We start from the raw sequence: 16,404 nt of genomic DNA, 5'->3' as shown, positions 1-16,404 counted from the left end.
GGTGGGACCTTTCTCAGGCGGTGACCAGCTGCATCAGCTCGGTGTAGTCGGTGACGACGTCGTAGGTGACGTCGCCGTCGTTCTTCTTGTTAAGGGAGGCGAAGAACTTACGGGCGCACTCGATCTTTGCGTCCTCAACGCCCTTCAGCTGGAGAGTTGAAAGTGAACCCTTGGTCTCCGCGACGAAGTAGACGTGCTTGACGCTGCCTTCCTTGAATGCGATTGCCCAGTCCGGGTTGTAGTCGCCGACCGGAGTCGGGATGAAGAACCCGCGCGGGAGCTTCGCGTAGACGGCAACCTCGATGCTGGTGTCCAGCTCGTTGACGAAAGCACGCTCGATCTTCGAGTCGGTCACGACGTAGTCGTAGATGTGCTTCGTGAGCTTGTCACCAGCGTGGGTGAGGTCTTGCTTGGTCTGGTTCTCTGTGAAGATGGCTGAGTCGAACGTCTCGTCCAGGGCGTCGTATGCGAGGTGCTCCACGATGACGGTGGCCTTCTGCTCGTTGATCAGCCGCGCAGCTTCGGTGATGAACTGTTCCGGGTTCAGCCTGAACTTCCCGAACGTATCCGGTCGGACGCCCCTGAGGATCGCAGCGACCGTACGGCGAGTCAGCTTCGTCTTCTCCGCGATCTCACCCAAGAGGTCGTACTTCACCTGCGAGCCAGCCGTCACCGTCTCGGTCACGGTCTCCGTGCTCGACACCGCGAACCCCGAACCCTTCGACAGGTCGTCCGCCTCCAGCTCATCACGCTGCTTGCCAGACTGGATGACGTACTGCATGGACGCAACGTTGAGATGCTTGTCCATGTGCTCGACAGCCTTGCGGATCAGTTCGTCTGAGTCGAACTCGACCTGGTAGACCGCCTTGTGGTTGATCCGACCCCACAGGTTCTGGAACTCCTTGCGCGCGAAGTTGGCCTCGTTGAGGGGAACCTTCTTCGGCTTACGGTCATCGGCAGGCTTGGGTACGTCGATGTACAGCGAGTCGACCAGCGGCCAGATGAAGTCCACCACCGGCAACAAGACCTCCGAAGTCGGAACAGCAAGCGTCCCTTCAGCCTTGGCCTCCTTGTAGGTGGGCGTGATGTGGCCGTCGTCGTCGATGTAGTCGTTGCGCGCCAGGTAGTTGTAGAGGGACCGGGCCAATTGCTCCTCCACGACCGACTCGCCCGCGGTGGTTTGGATTGTCTTGCCCTTGAAGAAGTTGACGCTCGCCTTGCGCGGACGGGCAGCCAGGGACTCCGAGATCTCCTTCTGGAGCCCGTCAACAAAGTCGGTGTAGGACTCGTCGGTGACGACCGTCAGCTCGTTGATGTCGTGGACACGCGCGCCGACGGTTGCCTCGTCCATGCGCTCGCCACGCTGGTCAACAGCCAGGCGGAGGCCACGGCCGATCTCCTGACGTCGGGAGACGGTGTTGTCGCTCTTCTTCAGCATGCCCATGACGAACACGTTCGGGTTGTCCCATCCCTCGCGCAGTGCGGAGTGGGAGAAGACGAACCGTACGGGCTCGGCAAAGGAGAGCAGTCGTTCCTTGTCCTTGAGGATCAGGTCGTAGGCGTCGGTGTCTGTGGACTGGCCTTTGTCATCGCCTCGGCCGGAGACCTTGCCGTCGACCTGGTGCTTGGACTTCTTGTCGATGGAGAAATAGCCCTGATGGACCTCTCGAATCTCGTCGCGGCGCAGATAGGCCTGGTAGACGGCGGTCGCGTCGTCGAGGGCCAGCTCACCAAGGACCTCGTCGCGGATCAGCGCGTACTCCTCCTCGAATATCCGCGCGTACTCGCCGAGAGTGTCTTCGCGGGAGTAATCACGGTACTTCGCGACCTCGTCGATGAAGAACAATGACAGCACCTTGATGCCCTGGCTGAAGAGTTCACGTTCCTTGTCCAGATGGGCCCGGATGACCTCCCGGATCTGGATGCGGCGCTTGGTCTCCTCTGTGACGTCGCGATCGGCGAGCTGACCGGCGAACACGATGTCACCGTTGTTCAGCTCGATCACGTCACGGTTCGCATCGATGTCGACGACAACGAGGGACTTACCGTTGGGGCGGTAGGCCTCCAACCCGTTGGACAAATCGTGGAGGTTCGTACCCTTCTCCACACGCTTAACCTGACGCTTGATCCCCGTCTTGGTCTGAACCTCAATCTCGACCCGAGCGCGAGGTAGCGCACCCTTCGCGATCTCGACCGCTTCCAGGTACAGGTAAGCCGTGGACCCGGCCAGGCCCTTCACGGTGATGCCGCGGACTGCGATCTGCTTGACCAGCTTCTGGTTGTAAGCATCCAGTGCATCGAGCCGGTGTACTTTGGTGTGCTCCACCTTGTGGGTTGCGGAGTAACGCAGCATCATCAACGCGTGGAAGTTCGACAGCGCTTTGAGCGACTTCTCCGCACCAATCTTCTGCGGCTCATCGATGATCACGATCGGACGGTTCGCTGCGATCACATCAATCGGTTTGCGAGACTGGAAGTCATCCAAGACATCGTAGATCCGCCGGTTGTCTTTACCCGTGGCGTTGAACGCCTGGATGTTGATAATCATCACTTGAACGCCAGCATCCGAGCTGAACCGCTCCAATTCGTGAAGTTGAGAGGAGTTGTATACGAAGGATCGCGGCTTGGTCCCGTACATCTGCTGGAAGTGCTCAGCGGTGACATCGAAGGACTTCTTTACACCCTCGCGGATCGCGATAGACGGCACAACGATGATGTACTTCGACCAGCCATACCGCTTGTGAAGCTCCATGATCGTCTTGATGTAGACGTACGTCTTGCCTGTACCAGTCTCCATCTCAACGTCGAGGTTCGGAGCATGGGGAGCAGCCTTACTGTCCTTCAGTGAGGATGAAAGTGGCAGATTCCTAGTCTGCTGAACCTTATGCACGTTGCCCAAGAGCTGTGCATCGGTCAGCGCAATCTCCGCGTTGCGCAGGCCCGAATCCGAGTACAGCGGAGCCATGCCCGCTTGAGGCTTTCCGGGGTCGACACGATACGAGACGCCGTCATGCTTGGGTTGGCCTTCAAACACCTCGACCACCGAATCAACGGCATCTGTCTGATACTGCTGAACCTTGAACTGAAGCTTCATCCCGATCAGATCGCCTTCACTTCAGTAGACGGGGAGACTTCACGGAAAATCTGCTCGACATTGATTCGTTGAGCGTCAGACTCAAATCCATCGTCGCGGAACACAGCACGAACCGGTTTGCGACTGGCGATCTCCCGGATTACATCTAGGCCTATGGAGTTGTCGAAACAGGCAATCAGGGCTCCCTCTTCAACGTCGAAGACTCGGTGCTCAGCAATCGTCTCTTTTTCGACAGGCATCGTGAGCTCCAATCCCCAGTCGATCAGAACCTGGAACAACAGGTCCTCAGCAGTTCGATCACTCTTAATGCTGGGTTCAAGTTCGGTAAGTGCCAGTTGGTCTGTCGCATCTGGCTCTCGGATGACGTCGATCATGTTGGTCGTGTCAATCTTGAGCGTGCGGAATCCACCGTCAACCGCGGTACCGGAAAGGCCAGCTAGGGTGCGCGTCTGATCAGCAGCCCGACGAAGCCGCTCGCGGGCGAGTGCGGGAATCGTCGGAAACCCTGCACGAACCGCATCTGATCCATCGGGGAGAGGTTCTTCCACTTGCACCAGAATGTACCGACGATTCCCGCCGTCTTCTGCGTTTAATTTCATGATGGCGTGCCCAAAAGAACCTGATCCGGCAAAGAAATCCAAAACAATAGAGTCGCGTTCGCTCCCGATACGCAGGATGTCCTCAAGGAACGGAACGGGCTTTGGAGCTGAGAAGTACCTTCCGCCCATAAGTTCTTTCAACTGTTTGGTTGCAGTACTGGTGCTGTAGGACGGTTTGAACCAGAATGACTTCGGCTTCTTTGAAGGTAGCGCTCCCAGTTCGGGCCGCTGCTTCTTGTAGAACTGATATCCATTCTTGGTGTGCTTAAGTACAAGGTTGTGAGTCTCCGCGGCAAACTTTGATTTCTTCCAGTACCAGCTGAGTTCCTCACCGGCCGGGTTTACTGGCCAGACAACCACGTCTTGTGAATCGAGTGGCAAATCGTCTTCCGTTACGTAAGGCTGAAGCGTATTGGTGTTAATGAAAATTGGATACCAGAGGTTGGGCCGCTTCGAGCGCGGCGCATTTACGCCTGTCGCCCGCAAGTTGTCGGCTTCCTTGTAGAGGCCATATTCATCTTCTGCCCACTCGGCGATCAACGCTTCTTCGTCGACGGGGAACTCTCCAAGAGTCGCGGATGCCTTGTCACGAAGGCACACGACGATGAACTCGTGAGTTTCTGCAAAGCCAAATGCATCTTGGTTTCCCTTAAGATTCATCACAACTGGCAAGGCCCCAAGGACGTTGTCGTGGCCAAATATCTCCTCGCAGAGCCGAACGAGATTCGCCACTTCATTCTCGTCAATAGAGATGACGATTAGACCGTCAGACGTCAACAAGTTGCGCGCCAACTTGAGACGCGGGTACATCATGGTCAACCAGTCAGAGTGGAATCGACCATTCGATTCTGTATTTGTGACGAAACGTTCTCCCGCGTCACTGACCTGACCCGAGCGTAGAAGGTGCTCGGCCACCGTGGTGGTTCTATCATCCTCATAGACAAGCGAGTCGCTCCCCGTGTTGTAAGGAGGGTCGATGTAGATCAGCTTGACCTTGCCGAGGTAGGACTCCTGGAGGAGCTTGAGAGCGTCGAGGTTGTCGCCCTCGATGAAGAGGTTCTTGGTCGTGTCGAAGTCGACGGACTCCTCACGGACTGGGCGGAGGGTCTTGGCGATCGGTGCGTTCGCGGCGAAAGCGGCGGCCCGTTTGCCAGGCCAGTCGAGGCGGTACCGCTCCTGGGGGCCTTCAACGATGTGGTCGGAGAGTTCTTGGTGGAGGAGGTCGAAGTCGATGGCACGTTGCGGGTTGCCCTCGTCATCGAGAGTCTCGGTGACAACGGTTGGGAACAGCTCGGCGAGCTTGTCGATGTTCGCCTCGGTCAGGTCGGGCGACGTCATGCGCAGTTTCTCCATGGTCTTACCTCTGCTGTTCCAGCTGTGCTTGTTTGGTCTTGAGGGTGCGGCGCAGTTCAACCTTCCGGTTGAACTGCTTCTCGGTTCGGAGCTTGCGCTCCAGAGTCTTGATCTCGCGTTCGAGCTTGCTGACGGTCTTCAGTCTGTCAGCGACCTCCGACATTCCTTCGCCAGGCCGGACCTCAACGTTGGAGAGGGGTTCGAGCAGGGCTGCGTAGAGGGCAGGCAAGGTGATGGCGGTCGGTAGCGGTTGGCGCTCAGTGTCGGCGGGCTGCCATCCGGTGGTGAAGTACTGACTGATCTTCGGGGCACCCGCACCGAGCTGCTTGTGGGCGGCGATCATGCGGGTCTCGCACACACCGGCGACGTCGCGGTTGACCTCGAAGATAATCGGACGAGGTATCGACTTGTCGATTGCGCTCAGTACCTGCTCGGAGACGTCTGTGTCCTTGACGTCAACCTGGAAGACCGCGACATCGGGGACCTCGGCAGTACTCTCCAGGTTGATGCTTGCCTGGGCCAAGTCATAGGTCCAGATCACGCGGTCGACCTCGGAGATAAATTTCTCCCGCAACGCAGTGTTGACGCTGGCGTGTTCGTAGAACTTCTCCTTGGGCACCCGCCGCCCAAAGTGGGCTGCGCTGGGCCACTGGTACAGCAAGTCAGTCACCAGGACTCACCTCGTCTGTGGAGGTGACGACGGCAATGAACGCGGTGAGTTCGAAGTCGTCGAGCCCGGCGATGGTCTGGGTGAGAGCAGTGGTGGGCCCTGGAGTGAACAGGCTGTCGATGTCACGTTCCTCGGTGACGTCGATCATCGAGTGAATTGCATCCGTCAGCAGCTGAGAGTATGTGCTCATATCCGCGCCGTCGCGGGTCGCCTCGTTGAACGCACGAACCGCAATGGGGACCGGCTCGTCATAGGGTCGGCATCCGGTGCGCAGCAGATCTAGCAGATGCTTGGCCTCGGTGTGGTCGGCGATCACCTGGCCGTCCTCGTCGAGATAGACGAGGTAGTGCGGGTGGAGTCGGTTGCCACGGTTCCCGTTCTTCCCAGTGAGCTGAGTCTCGTCCGCATTGACGTTGCGCAACGCGAAGATCACCCCAGGGACCAGCCCCTTGGCAGGGTCGGCGGGAACTACGGCATGCAGGCCCTTCGGGACGGTGGCCAGGTCACCGTACTGCTTGATGTATCCGAGCAAGTCCATGCGGAAGTCGTTGAGCCCGAGGTCAGTGATGGAGACCCCGGTGCGGACATCTTCCAGCTCAATGACTTCGTCTTGGAGCTTGCGGAGCTGTTCCTTACGGAAGGCCGCGTCAGGGTCTTCCTGTGTGAGGACGTTGTCGTCGGCAGTGCCCGCGATGTCGGCGATGACCATCCGGTTCTCGACGCGTTCCTTAAGGTTGATGTACTCATCGAGGGAGATGTCGGGCCAGAAGTTCACCAACTGGATGACCTGGTTGGTGGACCCGATGCGGTCGATGCGTCCAAACCGTTGGATGATGCGCACCGGGTTCCAGTGGATGTCGTAGTTGATCAGGTAGTCGCAGTCCTGGAGGTTCTGGCCCTCGCTGATGACGTCGGTGCCGATCAACACGTCCAACTCACGGGTCTCTCCAGGCATGGTCAACTCGCGCTGTTTGGAGCGAGGGGAGAACAGGGACATGATCTGCTGGAAGTCGTAGCCCTTCCCCAGGGTGGCGTGCGCACGGTTGCCGCCGGTGATGACCGCCGTCTCTAACCCTGCGGTGGCGAGTGCAGGCGCGAGGTTCTTGTAGAGGTAGTCGGTGGTGTCCGCGAAGGCGGAGAACACCAGCACCTTGCGGTTGCCGGGGTTGATCGGATGCTGCTCTTTCGAGTGGATGATGTCCTTGAGCTTGCGGAGCTTGAGGTCGTGGTCGGGGGTGACCTTGTTCATCTCGTCGAGGAGTTCGCGCAGGGTCTCGCGATCGTTCCACAGGTCGCGCTGCCAGGACTCGATGTCGAGGTCGTCCAGGTCGATGCGGATTTTCTCACCGACGGAGAGAGCCTCGATGTTGGCATCGTCCTCGTCGTCGATGTCGAAGTCTTGGCCTGCCATGTCCGGGACAAGATCGGCAAGGTTTCCAGCGTGGTTGCTGATCCTGGACAGGGTGTGCGTGACAGAGCCTTGGACCTTACCCAGCGTCAGGCGGAAGGCCTCAACTGAGCTTTCCAGGCGCTTGAGGAGGTTGACGGTCATGAGCTGCTTGAGGCCTTGCTCGCGGCCTGCCTGACCCAGATTCGACCGGGCGTTGCCTGCGGTGACGTCGTAGAGGTCCTCGTACTTGCTGCGACGGGATGGGAACACGTAGGCCAGCGGGGTGTAGACGGCCAGGGTGAGGGCCTGGAGCTGTTCGAAGATGTCGTTGAATCCGGGCACCTCTGGGAGGTCGGTGAGCGGTTCACGCACGGAGATGGGCGTGAGGCGTTCGGGGAAGGCACCGATCTCGGTGGTGTCGTAGAAGGCCTGGATGTGCTTGCGCGACCGGGCGATCGTCACCGAGTCCAGAAGTTCGAAGAAGTCGAAGTCCAGCATCTTCAGAATCTGGTCCGTGGTTCGCTGCTCGGCGTCGAGCTTGGACCATTCGTTGAAGACCCGTTGGGCGTCAGAGAACACTTTCTCCACGCTGGTGGAGATGTTCAAATGCTTGGCGAGGTTCTCCGACTCGCCCTCGTAGGCGAGCTGGAGCTGGTTCTTCAGGTCGTTAAACCGGTTATTCACCGGGGTAGCGGACAGCATGAGGACCTTGGTCTTCACGCCCTCCTTGATGACCTGGCGCATGAGGCGCTGGTAACGCGACTCCTTCTCTTCCGCGTAGTCGGCGTTGCGGAAGTTGTGGGACTCATCGATCACCACCAGGTCGTAGTTGCCCCAGTTGATGCGGGCCAGATCCAGGCCAAGGGACTCGCCCTTCGTCCGCGACAGGTCGGTATGCGCGAGGACGTCGTAGGCGAAGCGATCCTCGCGGAAGAGGTTGGTGGTGTAGTTGGAGTTGTAGTTCGTCCAGTTCTCCGCCAGCTTCTTAGGGCACAGGACCAGCACGGACTTGTTGCGCAGCTCGTAGTACTTGATGACCGCCAGGGCAGTGAAGGTCTTGCCCAAACCGACGGAGTCCGCGAGGATGCAGCCATTGTAGGTTTCCAGCTTGTTGATGATGCCCGTGGCGGCGTCATGCTGGAAGTTGTACAGGCTCTTCCAGACCTTGGTCTCCTGGTAGCCGGTGCGGTCGTTGGGGAGGACGTCATCGTTGATGTCGTCAAGGAAGTCAGCGAACAGGTTGTAGAGGATGAGGAAGTAGATGCGCTCTGGGGAGTTCTCCGCGTACACCGTGGCGATGTGGTCGCAGACCGCCTGGGTAACGTCGTCGAGCTGCTCCGGGTTGTTCCAGATCTGGTCGAACAAGGCGAGGAACGATTGGGTTTCAGCCGCACCCTCGAACTTGGTGACGACGTTGGAGACGGCCGGGCCCTTCTCATAGCCCAGGTCAGTGGTGGTGAACCCTTGGATCGGGAAATAGGCGGCGCGGTCGTCGACTGCGGCTAACGGCTGCATGGGGCTGCCCGTTGCGTTGGAGCGGAAGGTGACCTTGCTGCGCACCCAGTCCGCGCACTCCCGCGCGATGGCCTTCTGCGTGAGCTTGTTGCGCAGTCGAATCTCGAACTCTGACCCAGCAATCGCCGACTCGGCATGCCCGGCGGGGATGAAGAATTGACGGCGCTCCTTGCGAACCTTGTCAGTTACGTCCTCGGCCACGAACGACGGGGACGTGAAGATGAACTCCAGCTCGTCAACCCGTTCCAATTCCTTCTTCAGTGCCTCGAAAGCGAAGATGGAGAACGTGGAGGCAGCGATCCTGACCTTCGACCCACTGGCCAGAACCGTCTTGAGGTCATCGCCCAGACGGTCGTTGACGTTGTTGATGATGCGCACGTGAGTCAGTCACCCGCCTGGGTGGAGTCCGAGTCGGCGGCGCCGTCGTTGCGGACCCAGTCGTCGACCTCGGTGGCTTGGAACTTCCAGAGGCGGCCGATCTTGTGGGCAGGCATGCCCTTGTCGGCGATCCACGTATAGATGGTGTCCTTGGTGACGCCGAGGTGGGCGGCGATGTCGTCTGCTGACAGCCACGGCTCGGTCACGTTGGTCCTCCCTCGACGGTGCCGGCCCCACCGGCTGGGACACCGTGCTGATTCTACCGAATCAGACCCCGTTTGTGCGGAGATGTGCCACCGAAGCTGGGTGCACTTCGAGCGTGGATTGGCGAAAATGAGGTATGGAGAGGATTTTCCCGGGCAGCGCGGGCGCTGTCAGGCAGCGGGCACCGGGGCCGATCCATGTCGAGACGGAGTCCTCTGCCCGGGTGGTGGAGCCGGTGGCGTACACGTGCCTGAGGTTCATGCTGGTGCGGGAGGGCCGCCTGTTGGTGCACTCTCGCCACGGGACCGCCCATGCCCGGCCGGGGATGCTGGTGATCGTGTGCGCCGGGACCCTGTGTGGGGCGATCCCCGAGCCCAGCGCCACGGTGACGACCGCGTTCGTGAACCTGGACTACCTGCTGGACCAGCTCACGTGGCGGCTGAACGGGCTGCTGCGGGATCGTCACGAGGCCGAGCTGATCGCCGCCAAGGCGTTCCGCCACAACATGTGGGCCACCACCCCGCCCGCGCAGGCGACGTCCGACATGCTGGACCTGCTGGACCGCACCGAGGCCATCCAGAACGCTGGGGGCGGCTTCTACGACATCGAGGCGGTGTTCGCCGGATTCCTGGCCGAGCTGGTGCCGTTGATGCCGTATCGGGAGCTGCCCGGCGAACCCGTCGTGTCCTTGGCCGGGGACGGCGTGGGCGGGAGGTTCCCGCCGATGCGCCCTGAGATCATCGCCGTGGGGGACGCCATCCAAGCCAACTTGTCCCGCAAGTGGTCGCTGGAGGACATGGCGCAGGTCGCTCACATTTCCGGGCGGCACCTGGCTCGCGTGTTCAACGAGTCCTACGGGCTGCCGCCGGTGCAGTTCCTGGCGGCGCTTCGGGCCAAGGAGATGGCGCGCCTCCTGCGTGAGAAGCCAGGATGGTCGGTGGAGGCGGTGGGCCGCCAGGTCGGCTGGGAGGGCCGTTCGCATGCCCGCCACCAGTTCGTCCGCGAACTCGGGCTGTCGCCCGATGAGTACCGTCGGCGGGCTCATGGTCTGGATCTGGCCATACCTGGACCGGAAACGGACGAGAACACCCCCGACCCCTCGTAGAACCCACTGTCGCGTTGCTATGAGTGAAGGATGCGTCAGGTGTCACGCCGGGTCCCTGACGGCCAACCCCGCCAGCGACCCCGACCGCTGGGCACCCGTTTCACAACTGTACTGACCGTCACCTTCTCGCAGGACTCCTCGGCGCACCTCATGGCCACAGCCCCACCCTGGGGCGCAGGCCGTGAGGCGGGAGGAGCGTGAGATGACACCACGAGGAGAGGTCCAGCAGGAGGCCCGTGAGGCCCGCCTCGACGAGCTGCACGACAAACTCACCGCGGCCGTCGACCAGCTCGTGTCCGGTGAGGACTGGAAGCGTGCGCTGGCGTTCGCCGCGAACTTCCGCTCGCGCAGTTTCAACAACACGCTGCTGATCTGGGCCCAGCACGCCGCCGCCTTTGAGCGCGGCCTGGTGCCCGACCCGACGCCGTCGTATGTGGCGGGGTACAAGCAGTGGCAGGGGTTGGGCCGCCAGGTCCAGAAGGGCCAGCCGGGCTATCAGATCATCGCGCCGGTCACGGGCCGGTTTGCCTCGGCGAACCCGCAGGATGCCGAGTCGTGGCGCAGGCTCGGGAAGCTCGAGAAGCCCCGGCCCGGTGAGACGGTGCGCTCGAAGATGGTCGGGGTGCGCCCGGCCTACGTGTGGGACGCCTCCCAGACCGCAGGCGACGACATCCCCGAACCGCCCCGCCCGCACCTGCTGGAAGGCGAAGCCCCAGAATGCTTGTGGGACGGGCTCGCCGCACAGGTGAAGGCCGCCGGGTTCACCCTGGCTGATGCCGCGTCGGCGTCGCAGATTCATGGGGCGAACGGGGTCACCGACTACCTCGCCCACACCGTCACCGTCCGCAGCGACATGGATGCCGCGGCACAGGTCAAGACTCTGGCCCACGAGCTGGGGCACGTGCTCATGCATGGGCCGGACAATCAGGAGGCTCGCCAGCATCGCGGGATCGGCGAGGTCGAAGCCGAATCCGTCGCCCTCATGATCGGCGCCGCGCACGGCATGGACACGACGAGCTACACGATCCCGTACGTCTCCACCTGGGCCGCCCAAGTGGAGGGACGCGAGCCTGCCGACGTCGTCAAAGCCACCGGCGAGCGGGTCCGGTCGGTCGCGTTGAAGATCCTCGACCAGCTCGACACCGCCCAGGTCGGCAACGGCACCCCGCCCGGACTCGAACGCGACAACCCCACCCGCGACAACCCGAGACAGCCCGCTGCTGCGGATCGGGCGGCACCGGCGCGGCGTGAGCCAGTACTCGCTGAAGCCAGGAGCCTGTGATGCCCGGCCTGTCCGCGTTCACACAGACGTTGATGCGCCTGCCGCCTGGAGCCTCATTGGCCGAGGCGGCGATGGCGCTGGCATCTGCTGGTATCCCCGTGTTCCCGGTCGCCGTCAGTGGGAAGGAGCCGCTGACCCGGCATGGCTTCCACGACGCCACCACGAACCTCGCTCAGATCCGCCACTGGTGGGCGTCAGCTCCCGGGGCGAACGTCGGGATGCCGACCGGCGCCGCGTCGGGTGTCGTTGTCGTCGACGTAGATGTCCACGGGCCCGCCGACGGCTACGTCGCCCTGGACCGCGCCGATCATGCCGGACTCTTGACGGGATGGGAAGCCCTCGTCCAGACGCCCACCAACGGGCTCCACGCGTACTACCCAGCCACCCCGGGCACCGAACAACGATCGTGGCAGGTCGCACGGGCTGGCATCGACTTCCGCGGGGACGGCGGATACATCATCGTCCCACCCTCCAGCCGAGTCATCGACGGCCAGCGCTGCGTATATCGGCTGGAGCAGGTGACCCGCGACCAGACGCAGCCCCTGGATGCGGGGCGGCTGCACCGGTTCCTCGATCCACCACCGCCACGGGCGCACGGCTCGCAGTCGCAGGCGATGGATCGTGGGGTGAATGTTGAACGTCTCGCCGCCTGGGTGGGGCGTCTTCAAGAGGGCGAACGCAACTACGGGTTGTTCTGGGCCGCCTGCACCATGGCCGAACACCACGTCCCACCGGGGCAAACTCTCGACGTGCTCACCACTGCCGGTGGCCAGGCGGGACTCTCCGTGCGCGAAGTGACAGTGACGGTGCGCTCGGCCTACCGCACCGTCACCACCGCACCCACCAGCAGTCCCATGGGCAGCTCACCAGCGCCAGTGCCTTCGTTGGACCGCTCACCACCGCTGCGTGCTCCTCTTCGGAGCCTGTCATGAACGCCACCGCAGGGCACCGCTCGGCGGTGATGACCGCGGTCGCGGGAACCGTGTTCATCGCCGCGGGCGCCTTCTGGCTCTCCTTCACCTCGCTCGCCGACCTGGCGCGGCGCTCAGGGATCGGTGCGGGGCAGGCGTGGGCGTGGCCGCTCATCGTGGACGGCATCATCGTCGTCGCCACGGTCGCGGTCGTCGCCCTGGCCGGAACCCGCACCTCCTGGTATCCCTGGGCGCTACTCATCGGCGGGGCCAGCGTGTCGGTGACGGCGAACGCGATCCACGCCGTCATCGCCGCCGATGCCGACGTCCCCAGCGTCCTCGCGGGTGCCGTTGCCGCTGTCCCGCCCGTCGTGCTCCTGGCCATCACCCACCTGACCGTCATCCTCACCCGACCACCCGAACCTCACGCCGGAGCGGAGCCTCTCGATGCTGTGGTCCGGATGAGGCCGGACATCGACGAAGCGTCGGCGGCGGATCTGATGCTTCCGGCCGACGTTCTGCCGTCACCTGCGCCAGCTTCCGACGAGCCCGGCCGTGAACCCGCACCGATCGGCGACGACTTCGGCCCGGAGGCCCCAGCGGATCGACGAGAGCGCGCCGCGGGCCTGCACGAAGCGGGGTGGTCGAACAAGCAGATCGCCCGCCAGCTCGGCGTCCACCCCTCCACCGTCGGCCGCTGGCTCACCGCCCACACCGTCGCAGACGCGCCAGTAGATGACGAGTCCGCCGACGAGACGGACACGAACAGCACATCCGAAGGCCTGAGTAATCAGGCCACCAACCACGAGGAGAAGTCATGAATACCGACGAGCAGACCCCCGACCCAATGGCCGGGGACATCGCAGGCGCCACGGGCGCACCGGACGCCATCGAAGCCCGCCACACCACCCGCCGGGCCGACCCCGTCATCGACCCGGCGCTGAGCCGAGAGCACCGAGTGGGGCGCGGGGTGGAGTGGGTGCGTCCCACCGACCTGATGGCCCGAACCGGCTCGCGCATGGCGCGCGCGGGGATCGACTTCCAGGCCGACATGGCCCGCCGATCCCGCCACGCCGCCACCACGAGCGCTCGCGCCCTGGCAGTGCGGGCCCGCAGGCTCCCGCCGGTCTCCGCGTTCGGCCGCGGGCACGCGGACCGCGCGACCACCCGCGATGTGGTCGGCATCCCCTGACCCCCAGCGGCCCGACCCGCAAGGGCGCCCGTTGCCCCGCTCGCTTGGCGGTGTGGGAGCCGGTGCGCACCTACGGGTCAAGGAGGTGCCACCAACCATGACCACCACGATCAAACACCCGGAGCACGGCGAGGACTTCACGACCAGTGAGGGCCTGCGCCACATCCTCGTCCGGCTCCACGCAGCGGGCCCGGCCAGCTGGGAACACGACCCCACCGCTGGTGCTCTCGTCTCGTATGCGGCCGACAAGTACGCGGGGCTGGCCCGCAAACACGGCCTCGACCCATGGGAGGCCGCCAGCGCCGCCTTCGAAGCGATGCGCAACGAATCCACCCGCACAGCGCGAGACCCCTGGGCCGTGGTCACCCGCGCCGTCCAGATCACCTGCGTCGCCGAGGAACGCGGCCAGGGCCTGCTGTGCTCGACCCATCAGGCCCGCCGCCGCAAGTACGAGGATGTCCACGACCCCGAGAGAATGTCCGACCGGGAGACCCCACTGTCGGACTACCACCCGTCCTTCCACGTCTACGACCACATCGACGACACCGACACCGAGGATGCCCGTGACGGCACGGAGCCGCATGCCCGGGAGTTGTCGGCCCTGAGTGCGGTCGATGAGTGCGTCGCCTTGTTCACCGGGTTCGGCTGGCCACCCGACACGGCCCGCACCGCGATCCACTACGTGACCACCACCCTGTCCAGGACTCGCTCGCGGATGTCGGCCTACGAGGCGCTGCGCCACGACAAGTACGCCCTGGCGTTCCTCGACCTGACGCGCAACACCTGGGCGGTCCTGCTCCACGCCCTGCTCGGGAACCCGCACCCCGCCTTGCAGGCCACGCCCGCCGGGCGCGGGATTCTCATGCGCCTGGTCATCGGGGAACCCGTCTGCTCGATCCTCCACGACGAGGACCTCATCCTCTCCATCGCCCTGGCGGCCCCGGGCAGGGCCAGGTGACATGCCATGGCCGCCACCGACGGGCACATCGAACTGGAACGGACCGTGAGTTCGATCCAGATCGGGGCACGCCACCGCCACGACCTCGGAGACCTCGACGCCCTCGCGGCCTCGATCCACAGGTACGGGCTGCTCCAGCCGATCACCATCACCCCCGACGGCATCCTCGTCTGCGGCGCACGCAGGCTCGCCGCGATCAGGAAGCTCGGGTGGGAGACCGTCCGAGTCTGGGTGCGCTCAGGCATCTCGGACCCGCTCGCACACCTGTTGGCCGAGCAGGACGACAACGTGCTCCACAAGCCGCTCACCCAACTGGAGCAGGCCGCCCTCTACCGGGAGATCACCGACCTGCTGCGCGAGGACGCCGAACGACGCCAAGAAGCGACCCGGTTCTCCAGTGAGCATCAGCCCGGAGACGACGGTCCCGCAAGATTTGCGGGACCGTCACAGTCTTCTGGGGAGCGCAGGAAGCAGGCCGCCGACCTGATCCCCGGCGGCGCCTCCTACGCCACGCTGGACAAGGTCACCTGGCTCCAAGACGCAGCCAACGATCCCGACCAGCCCGAGCATGTCCGCCGCCAGGCCGAACTGGAGCTGGAGAAGATCGAGCAGGGCGCGCCCGTGCATCCGGCATGGCAGCGCGTCCGCGACCTCACCACCACCTCCACCTCCCGCTCAGAGAACGCCGCGCGCCTGGCCGAAGAAGCACTCGCCAAGATCCGGGCCGAACAGCGCGCCGCGGGCAAACACCGTCCAGCCTCGTCGCGGCCGAAGGCACCCGTCGTTGAGGATCAGGAGGCGTGGCCGCCTCGCACCTTCGTCCACACCTGGCAGTCCTTCACTCCCGGCTGGTGGGACCACTTCGACGTCGCCGTCCTTGCCGACAAGCTCACCCGCACCGAAATCGACGAGTTCTTCACCTTCGTCGATCAGGCAACGGCCTTCGCCGACCAGATCCGCACCGCCCTCACCGGCCCCGCAGATGCCGAACAGCGGCCCAGGCTCACGGCCATCTGACGGCTCGGGGGCGCCCGGCGCACCTGCCGGTCATGAAGACTCCTGCTGACGCGCGAGCCCGCCGCCGACTCATCGCCCTCATCGCCACCGGCACAGCACTCGTGGTGCTGGTGGCGTTCGGCGCCTACGGACTCCTCACCGGCCCCACCCAGACCCCGACGGAGAACACGGCCCCGACACCAGCAGCACCGGCCTCCCCGGTGCCATCGCCTGGCTTCTCACCGACCCCCGCACGGCCGGTGGTGCCGCCAGTGCACGCCAGCCGGGACCCGGAGACCTTCGCGGGCAATGTCGCCCACGCCCTGTTCACGTGGGACACCACCACCGGGCTCATGCCCCTGGACTACACCGCCGCCCTCCTGAACGTCGGCGATCCCACCGGGACCGAGCAGGCAGGACTCGCAGCCGACATTGCCACCTACCTGCCCACCCGAGAGGCCTGGGCCACGCTGCGCCCCTACGCCACCACCCAGACCCTCACCATCGACTCGATCCGGGTCCCGGACTCGTGGGCGCAGGCCATCCAGCAGGCGCACCCCGGCCAGCTCCCCGAAGGCGCCACCGCCTACACGATCCACGGCACCCGGCACCGCGACGGCACCTGGAACGGGAAACCGACCTCGGCCGAACGGGACGTCGCGTTCACCGTGTTCATCGCCTGCCCTCCCGGTAAGGACTGCTACCTGCTGCGCCTGTCCGGGCTCGACAACCCCCTGAACTGAAAAGGGGCCACGTC

The 16,404-nt window shown here is 63.6% G+C and carries 13 protein-coding genes; 8 read left to right on the top strand and 5 right to left on the bottom strand.

Annotation, left to right across the window (positions count from 1 at the left end; genetic code table 11):
- Positions 1 to 13: 13 nt before the first annotated feature.
- The 5 genes from NQ038_RS10260 to NQ038_RS10240 are packed head-to-tail and all read right to left on the bottom strand — an operon-like array spanning position 14 to position 9,205.
- Positions 14 to 3,094 carry a type III restriction-modification system endonuclease gene (locus NQ038_RS10260; RefSeq protein ID WP_257057466.1) on the bottom strand — a complete coding sequence of 1,027 codons (3,081 nt, stop codon included), beginning with the start codon at positions 3,092 to 3,094 and terminating at the stop codon, positions 14 to 16.
- Between the two features lie 5 nt (positions 3,095 to 3,099).
- A complete protein-coding gene (locus NQ038_RS10255; RefSeq protein ID WP_257057471.1) occupies positions 3,100 to 5,046 on the bottom strand; it encodes a site-specific DNA-methyltransferase in 1,947 nt (648 codons plus the stop codon).
- Between the two features lie 4 nt (positions 5,047 to 5,050).
- Positions 5,051 to 5,716, bottom strand: a complete 666-nt coding sequence (locus tag NQ038_RS10250) for a DUF4391 domain-containing protein (protein ID WP_257057474.1) — start codon at positions 5,714 to 5,716, stop codon at positions 5,051 to 5,053.
- The gene (locus NQ038_RS10245; protein WP_257062530.1) at positions 5,709 to 8,999 is read right to left on the bottom strand and encodes a helicase-related protein; all 3,291 of its coding nucleotides are present in this window, start codon (positions 8,997 to 8,999) and stop codon (positions 5,709 to 5,711) included. The genes NQ038_RS10250 and NQ038_RS10245 overlap by 8 nt, the downstream gene beginning before the upstream one ends.
- 5 nt (positions 9,000 to 9,004) lie before the next feature.
- Positions 9,005 to 9,205: a helix-turn-helix domain-containing protein gene (locus tag NQ038_RS10240; RefSeq protein WP_257057478.1), complete on the bottom strand. Its 201-nt coding sequence runs from the start codon at positions 9,203 to 9,205 to the stop codon at positions 9,005 to 9,007.
- Positions 9,206 to 9,339: 134 nt separating this feature from the next.
- On the opposite strand from NQ038_RS10240, the gene NQ038_RS10235 reads away from it, so the two are divergent.
- The 8 genes from NQ038_RS10235 (at position 9,340) to NQ038_RS10200 (ending at position 16,390) form a co-directional block, all read left to right on the top strand.
- Entirely contained in the window at positions 9,340 to 10,308 is a 969-nt protein-coding gene (locus NQ038_RS10235; protein WP_257057480.1) for a helix-turn-helix domain-containing protein, read from the top strand.
- 202 nt (positions 10,309 to 10,510) lie between these two features.
- Positions 10,511 to 11,590, top strand: coding sequence for an ArdC-like ssDNA-binding domain-containing protein (locus NQ038_RS10230; RefSeq protein ID WP_257057482.1), 1,080 nt, complete (start codon positions 10,511 to 10,513; stop codon positions 11,588 to 11,590).
- The gene (locus NQ038_RS10225; RefSeq protein WP_257057484.1) at positions 11,590 to 12,522 is read left to right on the top strand and encodes a bifunctional DNA primase/polymerase; all 933 of its coding nucleotides are present in this window, start codon (positions 11,590 to 11,592) and stop codon (positions 12,520 to 12,522) included. The genes NQ038_RS10230 and NQ038_RS10225 overlap by 1 nt, the downstream gene beginning before the upstream one ends.
- A complete protein-coding gene (locus tag NQ038_RS10220; protein ID WP_257057486.1) occupies positions 12,519 to 13,322 on the top strand; it encodes a DUF2637 domain-containing protein in 804 nt (267 codons plus the stop codon). Before NQ038_RS10225 ends, NQ038_RS10220 begins: the two co-directional genes overlap by 4 nt.
- Entirely contained in the window at positions 13,319 to 13,693 is a 375-nt protein-coding gene (locus NQ038_RS10215; RefSeq protein ID WP_257057488.1) for a hypothetical protein, read from the top strand. Before NQ038_RS10220 ends, NQ038_RS10215 begins: the two co-directional genes overlap by 4 nt.
- Positions 13,694 to 13,790: 97 nt before the next feature.
- Positions 13,791 to 14,651 carry a hypothetical protein gene (locus NQ038_RS10210; RefSeq protein WP_257057489.1) on the top strand — a complete coding sequence of 287 codons (861 nt, stop codon included), beginning with the start codon at positions 13,791 to 13,793 and terminating at the stop codon, positions 14,649 to 14,651.
- A 6-nt stretch (positions 14,652 to 14,657) separates the two neighbouring features.
- Positions 14,658 to 15,668, top strand: coding sequence for a ParB N-terminal domain-containing protein (locus NQ038_RS10205; protein ID WP_257057490.1), 1,011 nt, complete (start codon positions 14,658 to 14,660; stop codon positions 15,666 to 15,668).
- Between the two features lie 32 nt (positions 15,669 to 15,700).
- Positions 15,701 to 16,390 carry a hypothetical protein gene (locus tag NQ038_RS10200; RefSeq protein ID WP_257057491.1) on the top strand — a complete coding sequence of 230 codons (690 nt, stop codon included), beginning with the start codon at positions 15,701 to 15,703 and terminating at the stop codon, positions 16,388 to 16,390.
- Positions 16,391 to 16,404 lie beyond the last annotated feature (14 nt).

This window comes from Brevibacterium sp. 50QC2O2 (genome assembly GCF_024580675.1).
Classification (GTDB): domain Bacteria; phylum Actinomycetota; class Actinomycetes; order Actinomycetales; family Brevibacteriaceae; genus Brevibacterium; species Brevibacterium moorei.
This window is presented reverse-complemented; position numbering and strand designations above follow the sequence as displayed.